Genomic DNA, 2,898 nt, shown 5'->3' with positions numbered 1-2,898 from the left:
CCGTCACGCCGCCTCCTCACCGGTTTCGCCGCGCACGCGACCGGGCACTCCGGGCGCGACGCACCTTGACGGTCAACGCTACTCCCGCGCGGCCGATCCGGGGCGGCGGCGGACCCGGCTCACGCTCGGCCGGGTCCCGGCACGGACCTCCCGCCCGGGCGGCACGGCACGAGCGGGCAGGAGGAACCCTTGTCGTCGTTGACGGTGCTGTTCGGCGTGGCCGGCCTGCTCGCCCTCGCCGCGGCGATCGTCCCGAAACTCGTCGCCGACCGGCCGTTCTCGGTGCCGCTGGTGATGCTGATCGCGGGGATCGTCCTGGGCCTGCTGCCGCTGCCCGCACCGTACGGCAACGGCTGGGGCGACCCGGCCGCGCACCTGCACGGCGTCGAATCCTTCACCCAGCTGGGTATTCTCGTCGCGCTCGCCGGGGCCGGCCTGTCCGTGGACCGCCCGCTCGGGCTGAAGCGCTGGGGCTCGACGTGGCGGCTGCTGGCCCTGACCATGCCGCTGTCGATCCTGGTGATCGCCGCGCTCGGGTACTGGTGGCTCGCGCTCGCCCCCGGGGTGGCGCTGCTGCTGGCCGCGGCGCTGGCCCCGACCGACCCGGTGCTGGCGGGCGACGTCGGCGTGCCGCACCCCGACGTCGAGCCGGACCTGGCCCGGGACAACGAAATCCGGTTCACGCTGACCACGGAAGCCGGGCTCAACGACGGCCTGACCATGCCGTTCGTCCTGCTCGGCCTGGCGGTGGCGGGCAGCAGGCCGAACCTGGACGTCTCCTGGGTGCTGGTGGACCTCCTGCTGCCCGTCGCGATCGGCGTGCTGGTCGGCCTGCTCGCCGGCCGCGGCCTCGGCTGGGCGATCTTCCACACCGCGTCGGACCGGCTGCGGCTGGCCGAGTACGGCGACGGCCTCGTCCTGCTGGCGCTCGCCTTCCTGCCGTACGCGCTGGCGGAACTGGCCCACGGCAACGGGTTCGCCGCCGTGTTCGTCGCGGCGGTGGTCGTGCGCAAGCTGGAACGGGAGCACGACTACCACGGCGTCCTGCACGCTTTCGGCCACCAGCTGGAACGGCTGTTCGTGCCGCTGGCCCTGCTGGGGCTCGGGCTCGCCATCGGCGACGGGCTGCTGCGCGGCCTGCGCGTGCTCGAAGTGGTGCTCGCCGTCGTCGCGGTCCTGGTCGTGCGGCCGGTGCTCGGCTGGCTTTCGCTCTTCGGCAGCTCAGCCGGACGGCCGGCCACCGCGGCGATCGCGTTCTTCGGCGTCCGCGGCATCGGCACGCTCTACTACCTGGCCTACGCGCTCAACCGGCTCCCGGTGCCGCAGCAGGCCGTGCTCTGGCGGGTCGGCGCGCTCGCCGTCGCCGTGTCGGTGCTGGTGCACGGCATCCTCGCGGAGCCGGCGATCCAGCGGATCGAACGGATGGGCGGCCACCTGCCGTCGACCTGATGTGTAGCCCCGCGACGGCCGGGTAACCGTGCGCCAAGGCCCTTTTGGCGACTGGCCGATCCGGAAATGTCGCCGCGACGGAAGGTGCAACCCCGATGAACGACAAGTTCGAGAACAAGGGCGAAGAGCTCAAGGGCCGGGCCAAGGAAGCCGTCGGCAACGCCACCGACAACGAGCAGTGGCAGGCCGAGGGCAAGTCCGAGCAGGCGAAGGGCTCGCTGAAGCAGGCGGGCGAGAAGATCAAGGACGCCGTGAAGGGCGTCACGAACAAGGACTGACCGGTCCTTCCGCGGCCGCACCCCCTGCCCGGGGTGCGGCCGCCTTTCGCGCTGGGGGCGGCACATGTTCGACGGTTTCACGCTCGACCACGTCGACGTCGGCGACGTCACGCTGCGGGTGCGCCACGGGGGCTCGGGCCCGCCGGTCCTGCTGCTGCACGGGCACCCGCGCACGCACACGACGTGGCACCGCGTGGCGCCGCGGCTCGCGGAGCGGTTCACGGTGGTGTGCCCGGACACGCGCGGCTACGGCCACTCGACGAAGCCGCCGACCGACGCCGGGCACACGCCGTACAGCAAACGCGTCATGGCGGCCGACTGCGTCGCCTTGATGGCGCACCTCGGGCATCCCCAGTTCTTCGTGGCTGGACACGACCGCGGCGCGTACGTGGCGACGCGGCTGGCGCTCGACCACCCTTCGGTGATCCGCGGCGCGGCGATCCTGGACGCCGTCCCGATCGGCGAGGCCCTCGCCCGCTGCGACGCGCGGTTCGCGCGCGAGTGGTACCACTGGTTCTTCTTCGCCCAGCCGAAAAAGCCCGAACGGGTGATCACCGCCGACCCGGACGCCTGGTACGACGTCGCCACCAAGAACACGCCGGACCGGCTCGGCGCGGAGAACTTCGCCGACTTCCACCGCGCGATCCACGACCCGGCGACGGTCACCGCGATGCTGGAGGACTACCGCGCGGGCCTGGGCGTGGACCGCGCCCACGACGACGCGGACCGGGCCGCCGGGCGGCGGATCACGTGCCCGGCCCTGGTGCTGTGGTCGAGCGACGACGATCTGGAGGACCTTTACGGCGACGTCCTGGGTGTCTGGCGTTCGTGGACGACCGATCTGCGCGGGCACGCGATCAAGTCGGGGCACCACATGGCCGAGGACAACCCCGAGGCGCTGGCAGCCGCGCTCGCCGAGTTCTTCGGCGGGATTTAGCGCAGTCGGCGGGTGCCGTCCCCGAGGGGTTCCGTGCGGCCCAAGGCATCGAGCCGCTCCAGCAGCGGGATCATCACCCGCCGGGTGCTGTCGAGAGCCTTCCGCGCCTCGGAAACCGTGAACGGGCCCGCCAGCCCGCGCAGCCCCGCCACCGCCCGCTCCTCCGCGTCCGGCCCGAGCACGACCCCTTCGGCGAGCGCGGTCAGGCGGCCGAGCCGGACCGCCGCCGCGAGT

The 2,898-nt window shown here is 73.1% G+C and carries 4 protein-coding genes; 3 read left to right on the top strand and 1 reads right to left on the bottom strand.

All coding sequences use genetic code 11. The features are described 5' to 3' along the window. Positions 1-189: 189 nt before the first annotated feature. The 3 genes from G3I65_RS04020 to G3I65_RS04010 all read left to right on the top strand — a co-directional run bounded on the left by G3I65_RS04020 (position 190) and on the right by G3I65_RS04010 (position 2,664). The gene (locus tag G3I65_RS04020) at positions 190-1,449 is read left to right on the top strand and encodes a cation:proton antiporter (RefSeq protein WP_160694863.1); all 1,260 of its coding nucleotides are present in this window, start codon (positions 190-192) and stop codon (positions 1,447-1,449) included. A 95-nt stretch (positions 1,450-1,544) separates the two neighbouring features. Next, on the top strand, positions 1,545-1,727 hold the full coding sequence (locus tag G3I65_RS04015) for a CsbD family protein (RefSeq protein ID WP_125316218.1): 183 nt from the start codon (positions 1,545-1,547) through the stop codon (positions 1,725-1,727). A 64-nt stretch (positions 1,728-1,791) separates the two neighbouring features. Next, positions 1,792-2,664: an alpha/beta hydrolase gene (locus G3I65_RS04010; RefSeq protein WP_160694861.1), complete on the top strand. Its 873-nt coding sequence runs from the start codon at positions 1,792-1,794 to the stop codon at positions 2,662-2,664. Here G3I65_RS04010 and G3I65_RS04005 read toward each other — a convergent pair. Continuing rightward, positions 2,661-2,898, bottom strand: a 238-nt coding sequence (locus G3I65_RS04005; protein WP_203612276.1) for a SelB C-terminal domain-containing protein, incomplete at its 5' end; no start/stop codon positions are given. The two genes, G3I65_RS04010 and G3I65_RS04005, sit on opposite strands and share 4 nt — an antisense overlap.

Origin of the sequence: Amycolatopsis sp. SID8362 (assembly GCF_010550475.1) — a bacterium.
In the GTDB taxonomy this organism is placed as follows: Bacteria; Actinomycetota; Actinomycetes; order Mycobacteriales; family Pseudonocardiaceae; genus Amycolatopsis; species Amycolatopsis eburnea.
This window is presented reverse-complemented; position numbering and strand designations above follow the sequence as displayed.

Bases quoted from the DNA above. Each gene is read 5' to 3' on its own strand.
- G3I65_RS04010 (WP_160694861.1), top strand. From the start codon at position 1,792: ATGTTCGACGGTTTCACGCTCGACCACGTCGACGTCGGCGACGTCACG.
- G3I65_RS04015 (WP_125316218.1), top strand. From the start codon at position 1,545: ATGAACGACAAGTTCGAGAACAAGGGCGAAGAGCTCAAGGGCCGGGCC.